Below are 25,056 nucleotides of genomic sequence, written 5' to 3' on the forward strand. Positions count from 1 at the left end.
AATCTTTCAGGTTTTAGTAATTGTTTCTTCCAGATTATAAATTGTAGAAATCACGCGCATCAGGACTGCCAGTTTGCGCTTATCCACTGATGATGAAATGGTATATTCTCCAACCGCAAGCAACTTGGGCACCTTTTCAGGTCTCATGGACTTAAGTTCATCATGATAAAAGGAGGTGAGCACATCGAGCTCTTTCTGGCTTGGTTTACGACATACGATCAGCCTGAATGCTTTGCGTAATTTTTCTTCCGGCTGCGTATTTTCTGACAAAAGCTTTGCTGCAAGAACCCGGGAAGCCTCCAGTACAGCAGGATCATTCAACATGACCAGCGCCTGCAACGGCGTATTGGTTTTAAGCCGGTTCACCTCACACAGGTCCCGGTTACTTGCATCGAAAATACTCATGGAGGGTGGCGGTACGGTTCTCTTCACAAATGTGTACATCCCCCTCCTGTAGAGATCGGATCCATGATCCTGGCGATATACCGACAATAGTCCATTCCCTCCCGCTGTGGCACTTTCCCAAAGTCCGGGTGGTTGATAAGGCTTTACGCTGGGCCCGCCAATAGTCTTCACCAATAGCCCGCTACTTGATAAAACAAGGTCCTTCACAAATTCCGCCTGAATACGGTACCGGGGCGACCGCGTTAGATAGATGTTTTCAGGATCCAGCTTGCGTTGTGCTTCATCCACCACCACAGATTGACGATAGGTAGCGGATGTAACAATCTGTGTTACAAGTCGCTTCATATCCCAGTTGTGCTCCATAAAATCAACCGAAAGCCAGTCGAGCAAAGCGGGATGCGTCGGCAGATCCCCCTGCATCCCAAAGTCACCCGCCGTTTTCACAATTCCTCTGCCAAAGAATTCCTGCCAGATTCTATTTACAAATACTCTGGCCGTCAAGGGGTTTTTACGATCGAACAGCCATTGCGCCAGACCTAATCTGTTCTTTGCATACTTGTTATCAAACGGCAGGATTGCCTTTGGTGTACCGGGCTTCACCTCTTCGCCCAGGGAATTAAAAATCCCCCGTTGTAATACATGGGTTTTACGCACTGTATCCAGATCACCCATCACCGAAACAATCAGCCGGCTGGTATCCTGCTTATTCACAAAGTTTAATATTGAGCGTGCATCCTCGTTGCTGATCTCCATAAGGGGCTTTTTGGCGTAGGACTCCGGCTTGCCCACAGAAGGATCAATGGCGGTATATACCGCTCGCATTTCGTCAACATTGTTGAAAAACGAGAACAGCTGGTAATATTCCTTTTGTGAAAAGGGATCATATTTATGATCGTGACAATGAGCACATTCCATCGTCACACCCAGCATGGCTTTTCCAAAAGTATCATTACGGTCTGTGACATAATTGATACGATATTCCTCCTCGTCAACAGCTCCCTCTTCCGTGATTTTGTGGTTACGGTTAAATCCGGTTGCCAGCAACTGCTCTTTGGTGGCATTGGGTATCAGATCACCTGCAAGCTGCCAGGTAACAAAATCTTTGTAGGAAATATTTTTATTCAATGCATGAATCACCCAATCGCGCCAGGGCCACTGAGTTCGAAAGTTATCCATCTGGTAGCCGTAAGAATCCGAATAACGGGCCACGTCCAGCCAAGGCAATGCCATACGTTCGCCATAGGCAGGTCGTTTCAGCAACTTCGCTACTACCTTTTCATAGGCATCCGCGCTGCCGTCCGCCAGGAATGCCTCCATCAATTCCAGTTCCGGTGGCAGACCGGTCAGATCCAGGCATACTCGCTTAAGAAGCCTCTCCTTGTCTGCTTCCACATTATGGGCAAAACCAAGCTTCTCCTGACGTGCAAGAATGAAATAATCGATCGGATTTTTGGGCCAGGAATTATCGGATACCTGAGGGATCGGTGATTTCACGGGTGGCACAAATGCCCAGTGCTTTTCATACCTGGCTCCCTGCGAAATCCACTTCTTTATGATGGCGATTTCATAATCCGATAGCTTCAGATTCGAAGATTTCGGAGGCATTAATTTGGAAGTATCCGAAGAAATAATCCTAAGGTAGGCTTCGGACAACTCTGGCTTGCCCGGCACTATGGCGTGAAAAGCCGGATTTTCAGCGAGGGCCTTATAGGCATCCTCTGCCACGTCCAAGCGCAGTCCCGCCTCTCGTTTGTTGGCATCGGGGCCATGGCAGGTCATACATTTGTCGGAAAGAATAGGCCTGACATCGAAATTGTAGCTAACACGCTCTGGAAGTTCGTCGTGAATTTTGGTGCCACCCGACTGGTCACCACATGATTGCAGAATGAAAGTAATACACAAGATTGACAGATAAAAAACTGTCTTTCTAAGCATTACACAAAATATATTTTTCATTCCTGTAGAACTGTAATCAATATAATAGATCAGCTAATGATATCTTTAATCACCTTCCCTGAAACGTCCGTAAGTCTGTAACGGCGTCCTAAATGTTTAAAAATTAGTTTTTCGTGGTTCAGGCCAAGCTGGTGGAGAACTGTAGCCTGAAAATCATGAACATGAACCGGATTGGAAGCAATGTTGTAGCCCAGCTCATCCGTTTCTCCATAGACCATCCCTGGCTTTATGCCACCGCCAGCCATCCAGATCGTGAAGCAACGCGGGTGATGGTCGCGACCGTAATTTTCCGGGGTCAACTTACCCTGCGTATAACTCGTACGCCCAAACTCACCTCCCCAAATCACCAGCGTTTCGTCCAGCAACCCTCTCTGTTTCAAATCTGTAACCAAAGCAGCCGAAGCCTGATCCACATCTTTCGCCTGTTGGGTGATTTCATAGGGAAGGTTACCATGCTGGTCCCACCCCTGGTGGTAAAGCTGAACGAAACGAACCCCATTTTCCGACAGTTTCCGGGCCAATAAGCAGTTGGCTGCATAGGTACCTGGTACCAGGCAGTCGGGTCCATATAACTTAATGATATCATCCGACTCCTTGGAAAGGTCCATCACCTCCGGTACTGCGGTTTGCATACGGTACGCCATCTCATACTGCTTTACTTTGGCAGTGATTTCAGGATCGCCAAATTCTTCATAAGAAAGCTCGTTGAGCTCCGAAAGATTGTCAAGCATATCGCGACGGGCCAGCCTGTCCATGCCCTCAGGGTCGCGTAGATAAAGTACGGGATCCTCTCCTTTGCTGAACTGAACTCCCTGGTGCACCGAATCTAGAAAGCCATTGGACCATAATTTGGAATAAACGCCTTGCCCGTTACCGACACCACGCGACAATAAAACTGTGAAATTGGGTAGGTTTTTATTTTCGTTACCCAGGCCATAACTCAGCCAGGAGCCCATACTTGGTCTGTTTCCCTGCTGTGAACCCGTTTGCAAAAACGTCAGAGCGGGATCATGGTTAATGGCTTCCGTGTACATGGATTTAACAAAACAAAGATCATCCACGATTTTGGAAGTGTAGGGCATTAGGCTACTTACCCATGCCCGCGACTGCCCGTATTGCTTGAAATCCACAAAAGAGCCGACCAGCGGAAAAGATGCCTGATTGGCCGTCATGCCGGTTAACCGCTGCGTACCACGTACCGACGGTGGAATTTCCTGACCAAAAAGATCCCTTAGTTTGGGTTTGTAATCAAATAACTCCTGCTGAGATGGTGCTCCGTTCTGAAACAAATAAATGACGCGTTTTGCCTTTGGTGCAAAGTGGGCAACTCCCGGTGCAATTCCTTCCTCCGATTCACTTGCTTTAAACAGGTCAGGCATGAGAAGCGAACCGAGTGCAACCCCACCTATACCCAGGCTCATAGACGATAAAAAACGTCGTCTATTAAAGCTAAGGCCGTGTTCTATGATCTCCTTATCGAGTGGCTTCATGATTTTGTAATGGTTTCTTCAAGATTATAAATAGTTGACACGACACGCATCAGCGCAGCCAACGTTTTTCTATCTACTTTTTTGGTCATAGGGTATTCTCCTACGGCAGTCATTTTTTCTGCAGTACTTTGCTGCATGATTTTAAGCTGCTTGTCATAGTATGCAGTTAGTACGCCAACCTCCTTTTCGCTGGGCGTACGGCAAACAATGAGTCTGAAAGCTTTGATTATCTTGTCTTTGGATTCCGTTTTCTCCTCCAATAATCTGGATGCCAGTACTCTGGAAGCCTCCAGCACTGCAGGATCGTTCATCATGACAAGCGCTTGTAGCGGGGTGTTGGTCTTGAGTCGTTTTACCTCACAAAGATCACGGTTACTGGCATCAAAAATTCCCATGGTGGGTGGCGGTACGGTTCGCTTGATCAACGTATACATGCCACGGCGGTACAAGGCTGCACCATGATCCTGGTTATAGACCGATAACAGCCCCCTCCCCGAAGTGGCTCCTTCCCACAATCCGGCCGGCTGATAAGGCTTCACGCTGGGTCCGCCGATTGTCTTGTTCAACAGACCACTGCTTGCCAAAACCAGATCCTTTATAAACTCAGCATGTATCCGGTATCGAGGCCCCCTGGCCAGTAAGATATTGTCGGGATCAATGGCTAGTTTCTCTTTGGTAATGATGGCCGATTGCCGGTAGGTAGCCGATGTAACCATCTGCTTTACCAACCGTTTAACATCCCAATTGTGTTCCATGAAATCAACCGCCAGCCAGTCCAGCAGGGCAGGATGCGACGGTAGCTCGCCTTGCATACCAAAATCCCCGGAAGTCTTTACGATTCCCTTTCCAAAGAACTCCTGCCACAATATATTGACATAAACACGTGCAGTAAGCGGATTTCTTTTATCAAAAAGCCATTTGGAAAGCCCCAGTCTGTTTTTAGGGTATTTATTGTCGAAAGGAAGAATTGCTGCCGGAGTAGCCGGTTGCACCTGTTCACCGGGCGCGTCATATTCTCCCCGTTTCAACACGTAGGTTTGCCTGGCCGTATCCAGATCACCCATCACCGACACGATCAACCGGTTGGTATCTGGCTTGTTTACAAAAGTCAGGATATTTTTTACATCTTCATTGCTAATCTCCATTAGCGGTTTTTTAGCATAAGTCTCAGGACCGCCTATCACGGATTCAATGCCAACCTCCTTTACATTATTAAAGAAGGCAAACATCTGATAGTATTCTTTATGCGAAAAAGGGTCATACTTGTGATCGTGGCAGTGTGCACATTCCAGTGTAATCCCAAGCAAACCTTTACCAAACAGATCATTCCGGTCGGTTACGTACATGATGCGATATTCTTCCGGAATAACCCCGCCCTCTTCCGTGATTTTATGGTTCCGATTGAAGCCGGTTGCCAGCAACTGCTCTTTGGAGCTGTTGGGCATCAGATCACCCGCCAGCTGCCAGGTCACAAAATCATTGTAATGCATGTTTTTATTAAAAGCATGGATCACCCAATCTCTCCATGGCCATTGCGTCCGATATCCGTCGTCCTGATAACCATGTGAATCCGCATACCGGGCTAAATCGAGCCAGTGAAGGGCCATTTTCTCTCCGTATGCTGGATTTTGAAGTAGCTGGTCAACCATCTTCTCATAAGCCTTGTCGCTGTTGTCGGCGAGGAAATCATCCATCATCTTCAACGTGGGTGGTAACCCGACCAGATCAAGACTCAATCGTTTCAGCAGACGTTCTTTATCCGCCACATCATTAGGCTTGAGGCCTTTTTGCTCCTGCTTTTGAAGGATAAAATAATCAATTTCATTTTTTGCCCAATCCTCGTTATCCACCTCAGGTAATGCTGGTTTTTTGGGTGCCACAAATGCCCAGTGTTTTTCATACTTCGCACCTTGTTTGATCCACTTTTCGATCAGGTTCACTTCGCGCTGAGTCAATTTAAGATTGGATGAAGGTGGCGGCATCAACTTGGTGGTATCCGTGGTAGCAATCCGAAGAAATACCTCAGACAGCTCCGGCTTGCCTGCCACCAACCCGTGAGCCCCCGGATTTTCCTTAAGTGCTTTGAATGCACTCTCTGCCACGTCGAGCCGCAGCCCGGCTTCCCTTTTATTCGCATCAGGCCCGTGGCATACCAGACATTTGTCCGAAAGGATGGGCCTTATATCAAAATTATAACTAACCTCGTCAGGAATTTTCTCCTCTTGCAACTGGCCGGACGAATCCGACTGGCAACATTGCATGGTGATAGCCAGAGAAAAAACAGAAACAATAAACAAACTCAACTTCAACATAAAATCACGGGTTCGGGTACGTACCTCACTTTCGGTGTCCAATATAATTAAATAACTAAAAAAATGTAAAATTATTGGGCAATTTAAATATAAAATGAACTGCCAACTGTCCTGTTGTATGCTGGTACAAACAGTAATATCGCCCTTTTAGCCGGTTAGCGCAGGATAAAATACAAGAAGTTTGTGTGCCTTTATTTTTAGCAGAAAATGGCACCCACCTAAACCCTCACCCACTATTTTTCCGAAGGGCAGCTTTCCTAATATAGATTAAATTACGCAGTTATAAATGTTACAGAGAAAAACGGCGATTCCTGTTAAAGCATCAACTCTGCCGGTTCAGGGCTGGTAGCAATTAAACATTTTCTTTAAAAAACGCACTTTGCCTTGCCAGGCACCCCCAGAAATGTGTTTTCAAATCATCGATGATAATGATGGAGCCCGGACGTAAAAACTGTCAAAAGATTGTGATGTAAGCAGAGCCAAAATCTAAAACAAATCACATCTGTCCGTAACGAGGAACTTCTGCCTATTCTCCCACCGAAAGATTCCCGGAATCAGAAAATTTGCAGACAAGGTTTTCAACTACTGCTATTAAAAATTCCCTTCACATGGGGTGAGCCTACACAAAGACATAGATCCCGCCCCACCGAAGGTACTCTTGAGCGTCACAAGCTTACTTTCGAAAAATGTCCCAAGGTGGAGCGAAAATTCCATCCAACATATAGAAATTTTTTCATTCATATCAGGATAAAATCTACATGCTTCAACATAGCTAAAAGTTTAAGTAGGTGACTGAAGGGAAAATTTTTAGCTACTAACGGTTAGTTTAACAGCTCAATAATTAGACGCACCAACCCGATAGGAAAAGTGCACAAAAACTCGCAGAGCCTACCTACTCGCTACATTAGTAACCGAAAAATCACCAATCAGAAAAATTAAAAAATTTTATGAATGTTAAATATTTAAATCACTTATTTACAATATATTAGTACATACAAAAATACCTAATTTACAGGCGTAAGCATTTTCTACAATCCAATGAAGACTAAATGACAGCCTTCAGATAGTCAAGATCAAATACAAAACTTGCGTACCGAAAAATAAATTTTTCAATAAAAATATGCTCACTACCCCCCGTAAAAATGCTGTATACGTCATTTCTAGTTTGTGTGATCTACATTTACCTTTTCTTCAAATTAAATTTTAGAAATTTATCTATATATTTGAGCATCGCTTTAATTAATTATAGTACACTTTTTGAAACGGGCTCAAAATAATAATTGAAACTCTGTATTGAATGCAAAGTAATCCTGATTTTATATCATTTTTGACTTCTGCAAAAAACAGCCGTTCACCCTCTCAAAAGAAAAAGCTCAACGTTTTGAACAATGCCTCAGTTTCTGAATTTTACCTTTTTCGAAATATTTGATCCTGAGTTGTAAGCTAAATTATCGCACCCCTAACAATAAGACGACAAGGAGATATTATATTTTAATAACTGTCAAAAATATTTTTGACAGTTTAATCATAGCTTTTCAATTTTCTTTAACTAACCTAAAATCAATTTGTATGGAAACGTTTACACGCTACTCGCAATCTAAATTTCAGGCCCCCTTACTTGGACTGTTACTCTTCCTCTTTGCCGCTGTTCAGACTTCGTTCGGCCAGATTTATGCCGTTTACCAGAACACCACCGGAACATCGGGTAATATCCTTTTGGCAGGGGTGAGCGATGCAAACCAATCTAACCATTCCGCCCCAGATGTTTTAGCAGCTGAGATGAGATCCAGTGGTGTGAATCTGGGACTAGGAGCAGTTAGTGGCACTGCCCAACTTAATTTAAAATTCCCGTCAACAATACCCGGGAAACGAACATCCTATATTCGGATCGATCAGGTGAGCTTTTCTGGAATAACAGTGAATCTGAATTCTCTGGTAAGCATCCTCAGTCTGCTTGATGACAATGTGGTAAGTGTAAATGTACCAGGCGGAGGGGCAGTTGAAACTACTTTTGCGAGAAACGAGGCAGGGGAGTTATTTCTCGCAGTTACCCCAACCAATGATTACACAGATCTTCAAATCATTCTCGATTATGCCGCCTATCTCGGAGTAGGTCTTGGATCAGCCCGCCTCAACGTCTACTATGCAGAATATCACAATGACTATAACTGTGGCGATTCAAAATATACCAATTTGGGTGAGTCGGTGGCCATCCTCACGACCAACATATTGTCCAATGCGGTAACTAATCCGTTGAATGCCATAGACGATGGCGCGTTAAGTGAAAATACTGCCTCAACTATTGCTGCAAGCACATTAACCGTTGGTCTAGGCCAGACTTTGTCGCAGACCATACATTTTGGAGGACCGTCTGACGCCAGTGACGAAGCGAGGGTACTTCTTTCTTTTCCAGGATCCACGCTGAGCGTTGGTGTTCTTAACAATGTAACAGTACAAGCCTACCTGGGAAACACAGAGGTGGGGGCTCCTGCTAGCCTGGGAAGTCTTATTGGAATCCAACTTTTAAATCTATTTTCAACAGGCGATAAGATACCATTCTATCTTGTTCCCGGAGGTATTTTTGATAGAATCAAGATATCCACGAGCAAGCTTGTCGCAATCAATGCACTCGCCGGTGACGTATTAGTTTATGATGCGAAAATTGTAACCGGAAAACCCACCATCTCATCTAAATTCGTATACCAGTTCGCAGGTGCCACCCCAAACGTAACGGCTACAAGTACGAATAACAATATATTCTGGCAAGGCCCGTTACCTGACAGAACCAACCTGAACGCTACGTCAATATCAAGCGCTGCAGCTTTTCCTGTTGCAGTAAACAGTAACGGAGATTTTGTGGCCGTTTCGGTAAAATCAGGTAGCTGCCAAACCTCATTCTCCGACTCCACCAAACTTAAAGTTATCGTTCTTACAGATGCCTCCGTAGCCATTCCAGCAGGTGTTGCATCACAACCGCTTGCCTCTGGGGGAGCAATCAAGGCAGAAAATCCAGACCACACATTCACATATGGAAACGTAACGGTGTCGCCTGTCGGCCTCTCCGTTGTGGTAAATCCTAACACCGGAGCTGTAAGTGTCGCCAGCCTGCCAGCCGTTGCGGTCACTACCGAGTATGACGTCACCGTTGAGATATTTGAAAACGGTGTATCCACAGGTCTCTTCCTCACCAAAAAACTAACGGTGTATCCGCCGCTTGTTCTTCCGGGAGGTACCTTCCCCACCGCGAATAAGCAGCAAACCACCTTCTCGGGAGACATCAAGGTGCTGTTTGGAACGGCGACGGGCGGACTTGGTTCGGGTTACACTTATTCATTAACAAATCCGAATATGCCCGGAGGAAGGGTTGCCGCAAACGAAGTGCCGACCGGCTTTACTTTATCTACCGACGGAATCTTAACCGGCAACCCATCTGTCCCCCCGGTAGATACATACACATTCCCGATCTACGCCTCTGACGGCATTCAGCAAGCCTCCGCCAGCTTTACTTTGACTATCGAAGCTAATCCACTACCTGTAAAACTTACATCTTTCAAAGTACGCAAGGAAGGAAGCGTTGCTCAAATTTCATGGTCGACCACAGAAGAAAGCAACAGCGACCGCTTTGAACTTGAACGCAGCGCGAAGGGCAAAGCATGGGAAGTAATCGGTTCAAAAACGGCACTTGGAGAAAGCGTTGCTTTGCGCAATTACAGCCTCACGGACGCACAACCCCTGAACGGTGAAAACCTTTATCGCCTGAAAATGATAGACCGTGACGGCAAGTTTGCACTCAGCAGTATTGAAAGCATCACTTTCAGCACGGATGGCGTTAGCGTATTCCCTAATCCACTTACCAATGCCGATAACATGCACGTTTCGGTTGATAACTGGAACAACGTCAAGTCCGTTCGTGTGGTGAATAGCCTGGGTAAAATTATTTTTGAAACTACAAATGCGTTGCGGACAGGTATAAAAGCAAGTAATCTGACTTCCGGGTTGTACCTGGTGCAAATTGTACGTACGGACGGCACCGTTAGTGCTTATAAAATTGTGAAACAATAGGCAGGGTATTCGGGCCAAATAAGCCGATAATAATTTCTCTCAAGTTAAAAGACTGGTCGAATCCTTTCGGTCAGTCTTTTAACTTACATGCAAATACTTTAGCTTCAAAATTTCGAGTGAAGGGCATCGGGCATGACCTTAAAAGCAAAGGTCTTTCTTGGTTAACACTTCCGCTCGTTGGTAGGAATTGGCGAATAATCCTTAAATTACCTGCCATTAAAAGTTGTATCCTACCATGAACCGCTAACGACTCGCACTAAGATGGGACTCAGAACACTGATCCGAGATAAGTTTTTGTCAGACATTGAACCATACAAGCCAACCAGCTTTTCTAAACCTGAACATGTTCTTCAAATCACATCTGCCTGGAAAGGCCTTGAATTGATCATCGGTGATATCATTACACGGTTCAATCTTGAAAGAAATAACTGCATTGAGTTCGGTGTAGAGTTTGGCTACTCGGCTGTTATATTTTCAAATTACTTCCAAAAAGTCATTGGGGTAGACACATTCGAAGGTGACCAGCACACGGAGAACCAAATCGAACATTTTGACGATACCCGGAATCGGCTGTCGGCTTATCAAAATATCGAGTTGATCAAGTCTGATTATCGCGACTGGATTAAGGAAGACCAGCAGAGATACAATTTTGCGCACGTTGATATTGTACACAATTATAAAGAAACTTACGAATGCGGACTGTGGACGGCACAGCACAGTGATTGTACGGTGTTTCATGATACTGAAAGCTTCCCTGAAGTAAGAAAAGCTATAAAGGATATCGCAAAGGCCACCGGACAAAAAATATACAACTATCCGCATCATTACGGACTGGGAATTCTCGTTGATACAAAAAAAGTTGGGCAACGTAAATAGCAGCAGATCGTGTCATCTCCGCCACAAATAACATAGATTGCCCCTTTTTCACCGTTACTATTCAACCTAAAAACCTGCATCGGATGTCAGCGAAAATATTGGTGATTGGCAGTTCGAACACAGACATGGTGGTCAAAACAAAGGAGTTTCCGCAACCGGGCCAAACAGTTCTGGGAGGGTCTTTTCTGATGAATCCGGGTGGGAAAGGGGCTAACCAGGCAGTAGCCGCTGCGAGGCTTGGAGCCGATCTTCGTTTCGTTGCCAAAATTGGCAAGGACATTTTTGGGCAACAGGCTCTGGAAGGCTTCGCCAGAGAAGGACTGGATGTCGGTTTCATTTCCAAATCCGATGACCTCGCCTCAGGTATAGCACTTATAACCGTAAATGAAAGTGGGGAAAATCAAATTGTAGTAGCATCCGGGGCGAACATGGATTTGAAACCAGAAAATCTCCCTGACGAAATCTTCAAGGAGGTAGATGTCGTTCTGGTTCAGCTGGAAATTCCGATGGACACAGTTGGGTATGTGATCAAACGATGCGCAGCATTAAATATCCGACTGGTTCTTAATCCCGCTCCTGCCACCAGGATAGAAGACGAGCTGCTCAGGCATGTTTTTCTGATCACCCCCAACGAAACGGAGACAGAGATACTGACCGGTATTTTACCCAAAGATCGGGCCTCCCTTCATGCAGCTGCGCAATATCTTCGTCATAAAGGAGTTGAAAATGTCGTCATAACCATGGGCAAAAATGGGGTGTACTTATGCAATGAAAGCTATGATCAAATTATCCCATCCGTCCCGGTAAATGCTGTTGATACGACTGCCGCCGGAGATGTATTCAACGGAGCGCTGGTTACAGCAATGGCCGCTGGCGAGGATTTACGCACCGCCTGCCAGTATGCATGTAAAGCTGCCGCCATTTCTGTGACCCGAATGGGCGCACAAAGCTCTGCTCCGTACCAGAACGAAATTGAATAATTAATTTAAAGTCCGCACTTCACAACATGAAAAAAATACCCGTCATTATTGACTGTGATCCCGGGCATGACGACGCCATGATGCTGATGCTGGCTTTTGGATCCGGGAGATTCGATGTAAGGGCCGTCACAACATCGGCCGGCAATCAGACACAGGACAAAACCCTTTCGAATGCCTTAAAAATCCTTACGCTCATAGGAGCGAACGTTCCTGTATACCGGGGATGTGAGAAGCCGCTGTTCCGTAAACTTATTATCGCCGACCATGTCCATGGCGAAACCGGCCTGCATGGCCCCATACTGCCTTCTCCATCTTTCGAGGCGCAAGCTTTGCCAGCGGTACAGGGCATAGCACACATTCTGGAACAATCTCACGAAAAAGTCATGATTGTACCTACCGGACCACTCACCAACATTGCAGCCTTCCTGCTGGCGTACCCCCATCTGAAAAACAAAATCGAGCGAATTTCGCTGATGGGTGGTGGGATTTTCAGAGGAAATATGACTCCACTTGCCGAATTCAACATTTACGTCGATCCGGAAGCCGCCCAGATCGTGTTCAGGTCGGGTATTCCGATTACCATGTGTGGGCTGGATGTAACGCACAAAGCGCTCGTATTCCAGCGAGATATTGAAAGACTCAGATCCCTGGGAAACAAATCCGGAATCGCTGCTGCGGAGTTAATGGATTTCTTCTCCATATTTTATCGGGAAAATCGTTCAGAACTCGACGGCGGTGCGGCTTTGCACGATCCTTGTGCAATAGCCTGGCTACTGGATCCGGGTATGTTTGCATCCAAACCATGCTTTGTTGACGTGGAAGTGAATGGGACATTAACCGCAGGCACGACGGTCGTCGACTTTTACGATGTGTTGAACCAGCAAGCAAATGCCGAAGTTGTTTACGATCTCGATCGCGGGAAATTTATTGAGCTGCTGTATCAGGCGATAAGCGTTCTACCCTAGTTAGCATTTTTTGGACATGCCCAAAGGGGACCGACTGAAGGTATGGGGAAAACAGAAAAGAATATTAATCCACGAATACAACTCCTAAGCTACATGATTAAACTGTCGAAGATTGAATGATCAGGTCTACAGCAGCAATGACAATTCTTCCTCCACGTCATCCCGGGAGGGACGATGTTTGACAACATAATTTCCGAAAGATAATATCACAAGCCCTCCTACGGAGCAGGCTGCCATCATCCCCACCATGGGCATTGCCGTGTTATTGTGAAAAACGCTCACCAATGCCGAAATTAGCGCTCCCGCTCCCATCCTCCAGCTGCCCATCAAAGCCGATGCACTACCCGTATGTTTTCGGAATGGTGACAGCGAAAGCGCGGAAGCATTGGGCCCTGTGAGCCCCTGCCCGGTCAGAAAAACAAACATCATACCGATCAGGCCATACAAATTAAACCATTGATAATAAACACCAACGATCAAAACCATACCCAATAAACTCTGATAAATCAACGTCGTCCTGATAATCTGTTCACTGTTAAACCTTTTTAGCAGGATGTGGTTCATCTGCGTGGAACCGATCATAGCGAAAGCAAGCAGGGCAAAAATCCATCCGTACTGCTGTTCTGTCACTTTGTAGATATTCATAAAAACATCCGAAGAGCCCGCAATATAGGCAAAAGGCGCCGCCGTGGCCAATCCACCAGCCAGGGTGTAAATAAGAAACTGGGGCTGCCTGGCCACCGTGTAAAAACCTTTTAACACCGCATCAGGTTTCAACGACACGGATGCATCCGGCGATTTTCCTGTGGGCAGGTAAAAGTATATCACAACAATCATCAGCGACACAATACCGGGCAGAATAATAAATATCCACTGCCAGGCGATTGAAGCCGTAACATATCCTCCGATCGTTGGCGCAATCATGGGCGACACAGCAATCACCAGTGTGATCAAGGAGAAAACCTCAGCTCTTTTTTCAGAAGGAAATAAATCACTCACGAGCGCTTGCGAAGCTACCAAACCAACACAACCACCCATTGCCTGAAAAAACCGCATGGCAATCAGTGACTCCACGGAGGACGTCATGGCACAGCCAAAGGAAGCCAGCACGTACAAGAAAAGACCGGCGTACAAAGGATTTTTTCTTCCAAAACGATCCAGGAGAGGCCCATACAATACCTGTCCAATACAAATCCCGATCAAATAACTGGTGAGCGAAAGCTGGACCTGGTCGATGGTGGTTCTAAGATCTGCTGCGATCCTGGGAAATCCAGGCAGGTACATATCGATGGAAAAGGGACTTACCGTAGCCAGGGATCCAAGAATAAGAATAATGTATGTGTATCTTCTGCGACTCATCAACGAAATAGAACTTAATGACTTTCAAACCATCTTCCGACAGTATTAAGTTCCTCTATCTCAATTATTACAACAATTAGTCGATATAATTATATTCATTATACCACCATTCAAACGGAACAGCAGAGAGTCATGAGCAGTCAGGCATGAGCTTATGGGGTTATGGGATATTTAAAGGCCTGAAATATCCTGTGCAAGCATTTTCCTCAGATAAAGCGTATAACGTGTAGCTTCCCGGGGCGCCAGGTGAATACCGTCACTGGTGTCGTAAGCGTCAGAGGGGAGGTCTATATATTTGAATCGGGTAACGGGGAAATATTTATAAAACTCCTGACGAATCAATGTAGGCTCCCTTAAATTCTGAGCTTTAGCATAAAATGGCATTTCAAAAAATACAACCTGAACGTTTTCATCACGAAGTGCTTGGATTTGCTGAGAAAGCTTCCGAAACCGTTGCGAGAGCGTAACCTGCGAAGGCTCTTTCGCCGAATTTCGCATGACATTGGCTACCTCCTGATCAAAAATGTGCTTGGGCGGCATAAAAAGACCCACATCCTGCCTGGATCCTGAACGATCTCTGAGGAGTGCTTTTGCAACCGCTACGGGTTGATATTTTTTTCTTAACGCGGGAATATGCGCTTTCAACGGATAAAACACCGGATGAAAAAGATCCTTTCTGAGATCTTCGTTCTGACCTCTTAACACCACATTCATTTCAATCAGAACAACCTTCGGTTTTCGGGAAGCCTTTTCCAACAACGAAAGTCCATCAAATATGCCCATCCCGGCCATGGCCAGGTTGAAATAATCACCAGGCAAGCTGTCCATCACAATTCGGCTCCCCATCGAAGTGCCCAATATCACCACCTTTGCCTCCTGCCCTTCCTCATACAGGTACTCTTCGGCCTTCACAACATTTCGCGAATACTGATCCTGCCCTGTCCTGTGAATCCGATCCTGAAAAAAGTAAAGGAATAGGGAGTATCCCGCAAAAAGCAACACAGTAATTACAATCGCTTTCTTTACCATTTTTAGAATTGAAAGTATATAAAACTATTGCTGGAACCGCTGTTGGTAATGATTAAAAACAGCATAACGCCAAACAAAAGCGATTCGGATCGGGATTGTGCGGCTTGCAAAAAGGCCATTTTGGACTCACGCAGCAAATACCAGATGTGGTAGCCGATAACTGGCACGGAGTACACTAGAACCAGCGCAATGGGCAATACGTTGTGAGGCCGGTCGCCATTCAATGCCACGGCCCGAACGTACGCTATCACATGCGAAAAATCTGGTAGCTTAAATAATAACCATGCAAAAGTAACCAGGCTAAATACGAAGAGCACTTTCAAAATATGGAACAAAACATGCGGTTTCAAGGTAACGTGATTCACAACAATGCGCTCTATCACCAGAAGCAGCCCATGGAATGTACCCCATATCGCATAACTCCACGCTGCTCCATGCCACAAACCTCCCAAAACCATGGTTATAAACAGGTTGAAATAAGTACGAAACCAGCCATGACGATTTCCCCCAAGCGGTATGTAGAGATACTCCCGCAGAAAACTGGAAAGCGAAATATGCCACCTTCGCCAGAACTCTGAGAAAGTACTACTGATATATGGGAAATTAAAGTTGATCGGAAACTGATAACCAAATAAGGCTGCAAGTCCCAGAGCGATTAGCGAATAGCCTGCAAAATCTGCATAGATCTGCATAGAATACCCAAACAGCATCGTCAGAAGGGTCAATGTGGATTCTGCCTCAAAAAAAGGATAAACGATCAACCCGGTCTGATCTTTCAGGTTATCGGCAACGACCATTTTGAGGAAGTAACCCAGCGTAAGTGCCCTGAAACAATACTCCCAATTTATTTCCCCAAAGTGCTTTTGTTTAATCTGTGGAAGGAAATAGTACGCCTTCACAATCGGCCCCGACACCAGTTGTGGAAAAAAGGATTTAAACAGAAGCACATTTCGTGCATGACTGAGCCACAACCTGGGTATCAGCGACCGGTATGATTCCAGATCCCGATTGCGATAGGTGTCAACAATCAAACTGATTCCCTGAAATGTAAAAAATGAAATACCGATGGGTAACGGGATGGAGACCAGAAAGGCCACCACTTCGGTATCTTTTCCAAATAGGGCACTTCCGAGTAAACCACTGTATTTAAAAAACAGTAGTATGGCGAGGTTGAGTACAACGCCCCAAATCGCATGCATCCTGCGGTTGGCAGGGCGTCCGTAGATGATCAAATAACTGGACACCACATTGATCCCCACCGAAAAAAGCAGAAGTAGAACCAATATTGGCTCATAATATCCATAGAAGAAAAGGCTGGAAACGATCAGTGTGATCATCTGAAAGTTGGAGGCAGGGGTCCTTCCACCCGGTAAATAGTAAATGACGAATGTTATTAATACAAGAATGACAAACTCGAGACTGGTAAATAACATTTTTTGATCAACTAAATACGATTACTAAACACCTAAAATTATGATGAGACCCTGCCATTGGCGGGCCAAATATAGTAAATCAGGGATAAAGCGTAACAGCGATTTTGGAAAAAGCAAAAGCAAAGCCCGGCCAATTGCTTAGCCGGGCTTTTGTCGGAATGAATCTGGCAACTATTTTTTCGTTACACGAACCGATATACGACGATTTTGCGCACGGCCTTCTTCGGTATCATTAGACGCCACAGGATGCTCTTCGCCATAACCCTCCGATTCCAGACGAGCCGCATCCACTCCTAAGTCTGCCAGAGACTTTTTGACGGACTGTGCACGATCAGAAGATAATTTCTGATTGGCCGCGGCATCTCCGGTATTGTCGGTGTAGCCGCCCAACTTCACAGACACACCTGGATAGGCTTTTAGTATCTGAGCCACGTTTTCAAGCTGATCCTGAGATTCAGGTTTCAAATTTGAACTGCCGGTTTCGAAAAGAAGGCGGTCAAAGTCAAACCAGGTCTCCTTGTCGGCTTGTGCGTCAGATTTTATAAATTCAACGAGTGATTTTTCAACCGGGTTTCCAAAAGGAGCAATCATCAGTTTTACTCCATTTACTTCCAGCACTTCCATTTCTGCCGGCGGTGGCGGCGGAGCTATAGATTCCTCCATGACCACTGCCTCACCCATCACCTTGTCGACCGCAATGTGTGGCGCAATCACAAGGGAAACGATGGACATCAATTTGATCAGGATATTCATCGAAGGTCCTGAAGTATCTTTAAAGGGATCTCCTACGGTATCACCGGTTACAGCTGCCTTGTGAGGATCCGAACCTTTGTAGTAGGTTTTGCCATTGATATCAACACCTTTTTCGAAGGATTTTTTCGCGTTGTCCCAGGCACCACCTGCGTTGTTCTGAAAAATACCCATCAAAACGCCCGATACAGTTACACCCGCCAAAGTACCACCAAGTACTTCCGGTCCGAATAAAAATCCGACGATCACCGGAACGATCAACGCGATAAGCCCAGGCGCTACCATTTCTCTGATGGATGCCTGCGTAGAAATAGCAACACATTTGTCATACTCCGGCTTGGCTGTGCCTTCCATAATCCCCGGAATCTCGCGGAACTGACGGCGAACTTCCTCAACCATCTTCATCGCAGCACGACCTACCGCGGCGATGGCAAGAGATGAAAAGATGAAAGGAATCATCGCCCCTACAAACAGGCCAGCCAGTACATTGGCTTTATAAATGTCAATCGAATCTATGCCTGCAACGCCACAGAAAGCCGCAAAGAGGGCAAGTGAAGTAAGTGCAGCAGAAGCAATAGCAAAACCCTTACCCGAAGCAGCCGTGGTATTACCCACCGCATCCAGAACATCGGTACGTCCGCGAACCTCTTCAGGCAGGTGAGCCATTTCGGCAATACCGCCTGCGTTGTCTGCAATAGGTCCGAACGCGTCAATCGCAAGCTGCATGGCCGTGGTGGCCATCATCCCCGCGGCTGCAATAGCCACCCCATAAAGACCTGCAAACTCATAACTGATAAAAATACCCGCTGCGAGCACCAATGTAGGAATCACGGTGGACTCCATACCTACCGAAAGTCCTCCGATAATATTTGTTGCATGACCCGTGGAAGATTGGTTAACGATAGACTGAACCGGTCTTTTGCCCATAGCCGTGTAATACTCTGTCACGATGGACATGATCGCACCCACAATAGAACCCAATAAAATGGCATAGAACACATCCATGGCCGTAAAGTCTACACCACGAATGGACATTGTACCTTCGGGCAGCATCCAGAGCGTAAGAGGATAACTAGCAATCAAAACCAGAATGATCGACCCCCAGTTACCTCTGTTCAACGCGCCCTGAACATTGCCATGATCATCACTTACCTTGACCAAGAGCATGCTGATTATAGAAGCAATAAGCCCTACCCCGGCAATAACCATAGGCAAAAGAATCGGAGAAATACCACCGAAATGATCACTGGCCGCATCGGAAATAATCTCACGTCCCAATACCATTGTTGCCAGAATAGTGGCCACATAAGATCCGAACAAATCGGCTCCCATACCGGCCACATCACCCACGTTGTCGCCCACGTTGTCGGCAATCGTTGCCGGATTACGGGGGTCATCCTCGGGAATACCGGCTTCAACCTTACCAACCAGATCCGCTCCTACGTCCGCTGCCTTGGTGTAAATACCTCCTCCCACACGTGCAAAAAGCGCGATGGATTCTGCACCCAATGAGAACCCGGCCAATACTTCCAGCACCTTTTCCATACCCAGACCATTCACATCACTGGGATCGACAAACACTGAATATAAAATAATGAACAAACCCCCTAAACCAATAATGGCCAAACTGGCTACACCAATTCCCATGACAGAACCACCTGTAAAAGAAACTTCCAGCGCTTTGGCCAGACTGGTGCGCGCCGCCTGTGTGGTACGCACATTTGATTTGGTGGCAATATTCATTCCGATGTAACCCGCGAAAGCCGAAATAAACGCCCCAACAAGAAAGGATGCTCCAATGTAGATACTGGAATTTTCAACCAGTGTCCCTGAATAACCCAATAGAATACTAACAATGATACCGAAAACAATCAGTACGCGCCATTCGGCTTTGAGGAAGGCAAGGGCACCGTCGGCGATGGCATCGGCGATCTCTTTCATCTCCGGACTGCCACTGTCCTGCTTCACCACCCACCCTCTTTTGAAAAACATAACCAGCAAGCCAAGAATGCCCAAAGCCGGCACTAAATAGGTAATAGAACTCATGCGCGATATAGAATTTGGTTAAAGGTTTTTAAAATCTCGTAAATATAGAGAATGAGACCTCATAACAAAATGGGAAAAGCTTATTTTTGATCAATTCGCCTATATTTTATAAAAATTCCGACAATGAATTTACGACCCAACCCTCCTATACGCTGATTATCATCCCATAAGCGCGACTGACCAATAAAATCAAGGTGACAAGTTGTATCATGATTTGAGATCGGCTTGCTGTCCGTAAAAGCCCGACAGGAAACGATATAAATCCGGGTGCCTCTCCTCAAATTCTTCGGGATCATTGAAGAAATATTCGCTTACCACGGCCAGAAATTCCGCATTATTCGTGATTGCATAAGGATTGATATCAGATTTCCCCTGTTTGATACGGGCTGTCTCCCCTTTTATCTGCCTAAGCCAGGGAATTACATAGTTGTTTTCCATCAGCCTTTCAGGAATTCCGTCTGTTTCACCGTCTTCCCGATCCAAAAGATGAACAAACTCATGGATACCCACGTTATCTTCACCGGATCTGCCGTTAAATCCAGCCAACAGCGCTGGTTTGGACAACAATAAGGAGCGCGCCATAAACCGGTTGCCTACCATGCCTTCAATGTTTTCATCCATCTTGTTTTCGCCTTTACCTTCAAACTGCCGGTTGAACGCGGAGGGGTAAATGAGTACTTCATTTAAATGGGGATAATTAAATACCGGAAAAGCAAATGTGGGAATGACTGCACTGGTTGCAACGAGAACTTTTACCAAGTCATCTACGTCCGTATCAATGCCTTCAACTCTTTTCTCAAATAGAAATATTTGAACACGCTTTTCAAAAAGCTCCCTTTTCAGTGCATTTAAATTTCGGTAAAACAAGGAGTGCTTTTGCAGAATGGTTCTCCAGCCCACCGGGAAGTCCACTTGGAATAGCGCCAGCCGCGAGTAAGATTTCCGGTAGTAAACCCTGTGAAAAACCAGGATAGCTATGGCAGATATAATACCCAAAATCAACATCGCCTGCTTGCCGCTGAAATACGTGAGCGTTCCAAAAAATAACAATGACAATAAGGCGAACATGACGGCTATCAGACGTGCTCCTTTCAGAACATTGTCATAGTGCCTTTTTAGGTCTGACGCAGATGTGATGGCCATAGGAACCTTGAAAGAATGAATTAACACATGCCTGAACTCAACCTGCCAGAGGTGATTTACGGAAAATCATTAAAGTGAATAAAGAAATGCCGAAGCCAGCAATTCCTGCAAATAAGGCAAGTAAAGTCCCGCCCAGGAAATATTGGGCAAAATTGAGATTGATTGATTCCAGCGTGAGATCCGTGATGGTTTTCAGTTGTACGCCATTTTGGTAAAATAATCCCCCAAATTTATAACTCCCAAATATGACAAATGGAATGAGCGGCGGCAGGCTGATATTGGCGGCGGTCAGAAAAAGAACTTTGTTCATCCTGAAATAAACAGCAATGGGAATGCCTACCATGAGTTGAAAGCCCCATATGGGCACGATACCCATGAAAAAACCAAATCCCAGGGATACAGCCTTGCTTACATTGGTCTCCTCGGGCTTAAGGGCCTCTCGTTTGATGATCTCCCACAGCCCCTTATCACGTATTGCTTTCACCAGCCGCACAGGAAGATAATAAAGTAAAGTCAGCAGCACCAGATAAGTATTAAGGATACTTATTCTTGTAAAATCACGGAATGGGCGAAAATGCGTGACACGTTCATCCTTATCATAGATTACGTGAATGGGTATCGGTAAAATGGCCACTCCCTTCCAGGCGAGTTTCACGATGACCTCAATCTCCGTTTCAAACTTGGTGGTAAACAGCCAGAGATGTTTGATGGGACCAAGAGGATAAAGGCGATAGCCTGTTTGTGTATCCGGAAGCGTAATACCGGTTTCAAATTTGAACCAGAAATTCGAAAATTTATTACCGAACGAGCTTTTACCCGGAACTCCGGCCTGCTCCATATCCCTCGACCCCATAATTACTGCCCCTGGGTTTGCAGCAGCGGCCTGAACAAACAAGGGTATGTCCGAGGGCAAATGCTGCCCGTCCGAATCGATGGAGATGGCGTTGCGATAACCGAGTCGGATGGCCTCCTGAAAGCCCCTTCTCAACGAAAACCCTTTGCCTTTATTCCCCTCATTATGCAGCACCCGGATGCGCTGCCCGTATCCGGCAAGGATTGTAGCTGTTTCATCCGTTGAGCCATCGTTGATCACGATGATGTCCAGACCATCTGCGTGCTCCATGACCCCCTCAATCACACGACGCAGTGTTTTGTGATTGTTGTAGGTAGGTATCAGTACACAGCAATGGAGCGCAGAAAGGTTCATTTCAAATTTGATTTTTAATCCGGGACCGTCTTCCCTGATGGTAAACAATTACCGAGTAATTGCATGAGAAAACTCCTGTTATTGCCCTGGAAAGACTATTGTAATTCTTAAGCATTGGAACAAAACGTATAGCTCACTTGCGCCTTCAAATATACCATATCTGCGTGGCTGACCGATGCTACCACCTCCAATGAATCTGTTTCTTTCATTTTGGCCTCGATGACCAGTCCTGATGTTTCAAAAGGATTTATGATCCGTAAAAACTTGCAGGTTCTCATCTCCTTCAATAAAAGCTTTCTTCCAAAATGGCCTTCCAAAATCTCCTTTAAAATCTGCAACTGCACCACACCCGGCAACACTGGAGCATCCGGAAAATGGCCCGCGTACAAAGGATGAGCCGGATTTAGCTCAATTTCGGCAATGAGTACCGAATCTGCAACTTTTAGTGAGGACCGGGTATACAAGGAATCTGCAAACATTCAGAACTACATTTTGAGGCGTGGCGTATCAGATAAGCTGTGGCGATTACAAATTTGTAAAGACACCTTCAGGAATCTCCCCGTTAATCTTTTCATTTGTAAAGGTCATTATACTTTTGTCTCCACTTTTTTCAAAAAAAGTCAGCTCCCCGAGCCGGAGCGAACTTCTCGAAAAAACAAGGCTTATTTTAGAATACATCTTTTTCAAGCGACTACTTGTTGGCGTTAAAATGATCTGATAACGTTCCGAGTTTTCCAGGCAGGTTTGCGAAAAAGCCCTGTTATCCTGAAAATCTCCATTGACAAGACCTAACATTAACTCCTTGATCTGGGCGGCCATCCGACCTGCCGCAGCGACATTTTTTTCCTTCCCAGCTTCCTGAACGCGTAATCTATCACCGTTAATTAATATTACGTAATTGGATGGCCTCTGCTGCTCCCATCTCATCTTATCCTTTTTTTGATAATGGAACGTTCCCGAGGACAGCTGAGGATTCTTGAGAACCGACAAAAATTTCTGTTCTTTAAAATCGGCCTGCAAAGTATTGGTTGCCTGAGACGCCTTTTTCAGTTCGGAAAGAATTTTGGCCGGATCGCCTGCCGGTTTGAAACTTTGAGCCAGTGACATGGACTGGATCAGGCACGCAATGATGAATAAGGAAAAACTATATCTTAACATATGGATCCTTGTTGATAACCTTCGATAACGGTTCCAGAAGAACACGTTTATTCCTGCAATGTTCAATGATGTCTTCCAATGCATCCGCAGTGACCGGAAGATGATCATGGAGCAAAACGATGTCACGGCGCTTTATGTTTGATATGACTTTTTCGATAACCTGGTATTTATTTTTAGCCTGCGTATCCAGACTTCGTAAAGACCAGCCCACAGATATCATTCCATTTTTTTTCAAAGCGGCCGCATACCGGGGATTGGTCACCCCAAACGGTGGGCGGAAAAGGATCGGCGTTTTACCTAATATTGCTGCGATCACCTCATTACACCGGGCAATATCATCTGAAAGCCTTTTGGTCGAAAAAAAACCGATACCATAGCTGTGGCTATAGGAATGGTTGGCAATGGTATGCCCCTCCGCATCCATCTGACGAAGCAGGTCCGGGTACAACTCAGCCTTCTTACCGATTACAAAAAAAGTGGCTGTAACGTCGAACTTCTTTAATACAGCCAGGATAGCCGGGGTCGTTTTAGGATCAGGACCGTCATCAAAAGTCAGGGCCACACCCTTACTCTTACCAATATGAATTGAATTGATGAAATAGTTGGCCTCAATTTTAGATGAACCATACGCTGTACAAGCCAGGTAGATCACACCAATACCAATGAGTACAAATTCAACAAACCCCGTTTCCCAAAAAATTACACTGCTCAGGACCAGGGCTGTAAGGGTCACAAAGGTTACGATGTTATGCTTCAAGTGATTGTAGAAGTGTTAACCCCAGGTTAGAGCCCAGAAGGTGATTCAAAATAAGAATATGACGAATGCCGGGCTCCGACTGCATTTTATCGATGGCCAGGTGCAACGCAAAAGCAGAATTGGTGGCGTAAAAACCCGAAAAAAGTGGGTAGTTTACAAATGCGACCGTATCGGGAAAATAGGAGGATAAATGGCCCGGTACACCAAATACCGACTCGTCGGAAAATAACACCTGATCTATGGCTGCTTCATCCAATCCGTTTCGGCATAAGAATGTGTTGACTATCTCCGCCAAATCAGATACTGCACGCACCGTCTCCACGTCCACTATGCTGACCAGCGCATTTTCAGGCCGATTGGATATTACAAAAAAGGATGCCCCTGAAGTTAAAAAAACAGGAGCCATCTTAAGCGCAGCACCAATATCGTCCAGAATACCAATGTACTCATCGGCGGCTCCTACCAAAACATTCTCATCATTTTCGCCTAATAAAAGCATGCCGTCCAGCATGGCGTGCTCAAAGGAGAGGGTGTTTTGTGTGTGGGTCATGTTGTAACCATGATTCCCCAGACTCAACGATATCTGACCAGCAATGGTATTGTGCGTGGATTGTATGAATGCAGTCGGTGGCAACAACCCTTCAATCGTGAGGAAGTTGTTCAGAAACTTCTCTGTATCAGCCAAACACCCCAGTCCCGTTCCCACCACAATGGAGTCGGGTTGCTGAATACCCGCCTGCCGCAGACAGTCTTTGGCACAAGTTACGGACATCCTTAATATCTTACTCATTCTTCTGAGTAAGGCCGGCTCTATATGTTCCTTAAAATCCGGATTTACCATAGTCCAATCATTTCCCAACTCCCCTATCCCGTTTGAAAATCCCGGGTTTTGAAAAGTAGGCTGATGAGAAATGGTGGAAGCGGCAGTGATGTAAAACAAAATAATTGTTAAATGTTTAATTGTTAAATTTTATCGGGTAATGGTTAATCGGTCAACGGGTTAAGGGGCTAAGGGCCAATGGTTAAATGGTTAAGGGGCGGGTATTTAATGGATCAATCGGCTAACAAAAAACATTCCCCAATCACACATAGCCGCTCACTTCCGCCCGGCCGCCCGGTCACATCTCA

General features: G+C 45.6%; 17 protein-coding genes. 4 read left to right on the forward strand and 13 right to left on the reverse strand.

The window, feature by feature from the left end:
• Positions 1-6: 6 nt before the first annotated feature.
• The 3 genes from DYADSP32_RS07090 to DYADSP32_RS07100 are packed head-to-tail and all read right to left on the reverse strand — an operon-like array spanning position 7 to position 6,112.
• A complete protein-coding gene (locus tag DYADSP32_RS07090; protein ID WP_414617592.1) occupies positions 7-2,361 on the reverse strand; it encodes a PSD1 and planctomycete cytochrome C domain-containing protein in 2,355 nt (784 codons plus the stop codon).
• A 29-nt stretch (positions 2,362-2,390) separates the two neighbouring features.
• Positions 2,391-3,851, reverse strand: a complete 1,461-nt coding sequence (locus DYADSP32_RS07095; RefSeq protein WP_149243383.1) for a DUF1501 domain-containing protein — start codon at positions 3,849-3,851, stop codon at positions 2,391-2,393.
• Positions 3,848-6,112 (reverse strand): PSD1 and planctomycete cytochrome C domain-containing protein, encoded by a 2,265-nt coding sequence (locus tag DYADSP32_RS07100; protein ID WP_414618157.1) that lies wholly within the window; start codon positions 6,110-6,112, stop codon positions 3,848-3,850. The genes DYADSP32_RS07095 and DYADSP32_RS07100 overlap by 4 nt, the downstream gene beginning before the upstream one ends.
• A gap of 1,620 nt (positions 6,113-7,732) precedes the next feature.
• On the opposite strand from DYADSP32_RS07100, the gene DYADSP32_RS07105 reads away from it, so the two are divergent.
• From DYADSP32_RS07105 to DYADSP32_RS07120, 4 genes are all read left to right on the forward strand, one after another.
• A complete protein-coding gene (locus DYADSP32_RS07105; RefSeq protein ID WP_149243382.1) occupies positions 7,733-10,225 on the forward strand; it encodes a T9SS type A sorting domain-containing protein in 2,493 nt (830 codons plus the stop codon).
• A 261-nt stretch (positions 10,226-10,486) separates the two neighbouring features.
• Positions 10,487-11,101 carry a class I SAM-dependent methyltransferase gene (locus DYADSP32_RS07110; protein ID WP_149243381.1) on the forward strand — a complete coding sequence of 205 codons (615 nt, stop codon included), beginning with the start codon at positions 10,487-10,489 and terminating at the stop codon, positions 11,099-11,101.
• An 83-nt stretch (positions 11,102-11,184) separates the two neighbouring features.
• Entirely contained in the window at positions 11,185-12,081 is an 897-nt protein-coding gene (gene rbsK / locus DYADSP32_RS07115) for a ribokinase (protein WP_149243380.1), read from the forward strand.
• Positions 12,082-12,107: 26 nt separating this feature from the next.
• Positions 12,108-13,046: a nucleoside hydrolase gene (locus tag DYADSP32_RS07120; protein WP_149243379.1), complete on the forward strand. Its 939-nt coding sequence runs from the start codon at positions 12,108-12,110 to the stop codon at positions 13,044-13,046.
• 126 nt (positions 13,047-13,172) lie between these two features.
• On the opposite strand, the gene DYADSP32_RS07125 is transcribed toward DYADSP32_RS07120, so the two are convergent.
• The 10 genes from DYADSP32_RS07125 to DYADSP32_RS07170 all read right to left on the reverse strand — a co-directional run bounded on the left by DYADSP32_RS07125 (position 13,173) and on the right by DYADSP32_RS07170 (position 24,868).
• Entirely contained in the window at positions 13,173-14,405 is a 1,233-nt protein-coding gene (locus tag DYADSP32_RS07125; RefSeq protein ID WP_149243378.1) for a multidrug effflux MFS transporter, read from the reverse strand.
• Positions 14,406-14,576: 171 nt separating this feature from the next.
• Complete coding sequence (locus tag DYADSP32_RS07130) at positions 14,577-15,434, reverse strand: hypothetical protein (RefSeq protein ID WP_149243377.1); 858 nt, start codon at positions 15,432-15,434, stop codon at positions 14,577-14,579.
• A gap of 2 nt (positions 15,435-15,436) precedes the next feature.
• Entirely contained in the window at positions 15,437-16,867 is a 1,431-nt protein-coding gene (locus DYADSP32_RS07135; RefSeq protein WP_149243376.1) for an MBOAT family O-acyltransferase, read from the reverse strand.
• A gap of 171 nt (positions 16,868-17,038) precedes the next feature.
• Positions 17,039-19,663, reverse strand: coding sequence for a sodium-translocating pyrophosphatase (locus tag DYADSP32_RS07140; protein WP_149243375.1), 2,625 nt, complete (start codon positions 19,661-19,663; stop codon positions 17,039-17,041).
• Between the two features lie 207 nt (positions 19,664-19,870).
• Positions 19,871-20,806, reverse strand: coding sequence for a zinc-dependent peptidase (locus DYADSP32_RS07145; RefSeq protein ID WP_414617593.1), 936 nt, complete (start codon positions 20,804-20,806; stop codon positions 19,871-19,873).
• A 37-nt stretch (positions 20,807-20,843) separates the two neighbouring features.
• Positions 20,844-22,013, reverse strand: coding sequence for a DUF2062 domain-containing protein (locus tag DYADSP32_RS07150; protein ID WP_149243374.1), 1,170 nt, complete (start codon positions 22,011-22,013; stop codon positions 20,844-20,846).
• A 107-nt stretch (positions 22,014-22,120) separates the two neighbouring features.
• On the reverse strand, positions 22,121-22,492 hold the full coding sequence (locus DYADSP32_RS07155) for a 3-hydroxyacyl-ACP dehydratase (RefSeq protein WP_149243373.1): 372 nt from the start codon (positions 22,490-22,492) through the stop codon (positions 22,121-22,123).
• Positions 22,493-22,538: 46 nt separating this feature from the next.
• Complete coding sequence (locus tag DYADSP32_RS07160) at positions 22,539-23,171, reverse strand: outer membrane lipoprotein carrier protein LolA (RefSeq protein WP_149243372.1); 633 nt, start codon at positions 23,169-23,171, stop codon at positions 22,539-22,541.
• Entirely contained in the window at positions 23,158-23,928 is a 771-nt protein-coding gene (locus DYADSP32_RS07165; protein WP_149243371.1) for a polysaccharide deacetylase family protein, read from the reverse strand. Before DYADSP32_RS07165 ends, DYADSP32_RS07160 begins: the two co-directional genes overlap by 14 nt.
• Complete coding sequence (locus tag DYADSP32_RS07170; protein ID WP_414617594.1) at positions 23,918-24,868, reverse strand: beta-ketoacyl synthase chain length factor; 951 nt, start codon at positions 24,866-24,868, stop codon at positions 23,918-23,920. The genes DYADSP32_RS07165 and DYADSP32_RS07170 overlap by 11 nt, the downstream gene beginning before the upstream one ends.
• Positions 24,869-25,056 lie beyond the last annotated feature (188 nt).

Source organism: Dyadobacter sp. 32 (assembly GCF_902506755.1).
GTDB lineage: Bacteria > Bacteroidota > Bacteroidia > Cytophagales > Spirosomataceae > Dyadobacter.